Here is a 1,652-nt window from a genome sequence, read left to right on the forward strand (position 1 = left end):
CCCAGGCCGCCGGCACCAAGTAAGGCGCGCGCCTGACGCAGTGAACGCAAGCGCCGGTCCCCGACCGGCGCTTTTTTTGTGTCTTGAGCAAACGACCCCGCCTTGAAGCCCGGCACTTCAACGAAGCATCGAATCGCTACCATTCAAAAAGCGCCCGGGCGGGGACGCAGGCTGCCCAGCACCGAGTACCACAGCCGGTCGGCTTCCTCCTTGGGCAGGTCCCCGGAATTCATCTCTATCTGGAAGAAAGGCTTCTTCGGGTCGGAGTCACCACCCTGGGCAACGAACATATAGAGGCGTCCGGACGATTCATCAGTGTCGACTATGCTCTGTGCACCGTCGATGAAAGAAAGCGATACTGGACTGGCCTTTTTCTCGTAGCGGATGCGTCCGAGAGAGGCCAGGCGGGTGGCGATGCTGGAGAACGAGGCCTCACGCTCTGCAAGGGTTTTCCTTTTCTCTCCGATTTCCGATATCTCCAATGTCAGCATGAACTCGGAATTGTCCTTCATGGTGAAGTAACGGTTTTCCCACTCGTTGCCCGTGGGCGAGGTCTCCGGGATGAAACCGTACATGATGCAATAGCCCCGCCCCCCGGGAAGGTTCTCCTCGCCGGGCTCGCGGCGGAACTCGATCCGCTCGGCGAACTTCCGGTAGTCCGCCGCGTAGGCGTTCTTCAGGGTCCACGTCCCTATGGGGTCGTGGACATAGCCAATGGCAAAGTCGTACTCACCGTAGACAAGGATGTGGCCGCCCCGCAGAGGAATCACCTCGTTCAGGCGATCCTGGTCGGAATAGTACGGACTGCTCTTGTCTCCGATGTGGGTCCGGTCATACTTCTCTTTCTCGACGCGCTTTTCATACCGCTCGTCATTCTCCAGGCGGAACTCGATGGCGACGCCGTCGTAGCGGCTGTCACCGGCGTGCAGCGAGACAAAGGGCGGCAGCGCGACGATGAACCGGCCGATACAGTAGGGCTCGGCCTCAGGCTAGCCCTGCGCCATCATCCGTGCCTGTCGCTCGCTCATGCTCGTACACCCCGTCAACAGATAGCCCAGTAGTCCCAGGGACAGGCCTGTGGCGAAAATCGGTTGCGTGACGTGCTTCAGTGCCGGCACGGCTCAGAAGGCGTTGGGGCGGGGCTGGAACGTACGGGTGACGGCATCCCAGAGGCCCGCGGCCTCGGCGTCCGTGAGAGATGCATGATCTATGCGCTTGGACTCCTCGGAGTTCGAGAATTCACCATTGCGCAGGGAGATTGAAATCAGGGGGGTCCGGGTGGACCCCCTTTGGCTGTTGGCTTCGAGCAGGAAATAATCGCCCTTGACGTCGCTGTCCGTCGTCAGCGTCGCCAGCCATTCCTCGGCCTGGGCGATGCCATCCAGGTTGACCGGGCCCTTGCGCAGGGTGGCGCCATTGTCATCGTGGCTCAGCAGGGCCAGGATTCCGCCTGAACGCTCCAGCAGCGTCGTGTCCGTTCTGATATCGGAATCCGTGTAGAGATGGATGTAGACATCCCGGCGCTCGCGGTCTATGAATCGCATGCTTGCGAACTCCTCCCGATACGGTAGGGCAGCGCCGGGGATCGTCTCATCCGCCCCGCCGGCGAGGAATCCGTGCCCGAAGCACAGGCCGGGGCGTTCGGGTATCTC

The 1,652-nt window shown here is 61.3% G+C and carries 2 protein-coding genes; both read right to left on the reverse strand.

Annotated elements, in window-relative coordinates:
- Positions 1-143: 143 nt before the first annotated feature.
- The gene (locus tag G7A99_RS19255; RefSeq protein WP_163143255.1) at positions 144-770 is read right to left on the reverse strand and encodes a T6SS immunity protein Tli4 family protein; all 627 of its coding nucleotides are present in this window, start codon (positions 768-770) and stop codon (positions 144-146) included.
- 351 nt (positions 771-1,121) lie between these two features.
- The coding region (locus G7A99_RS19260; RefSeq protein WP_205599936.1) for a T6SS immunity protein Tli4 family protein at positions 1,122-1,652 on the reverse strand (531 nt) is incomplete at its 5' end.

It is taken from the genome of Arhodomonas sp. KWT, assembly GCF_010993615.1.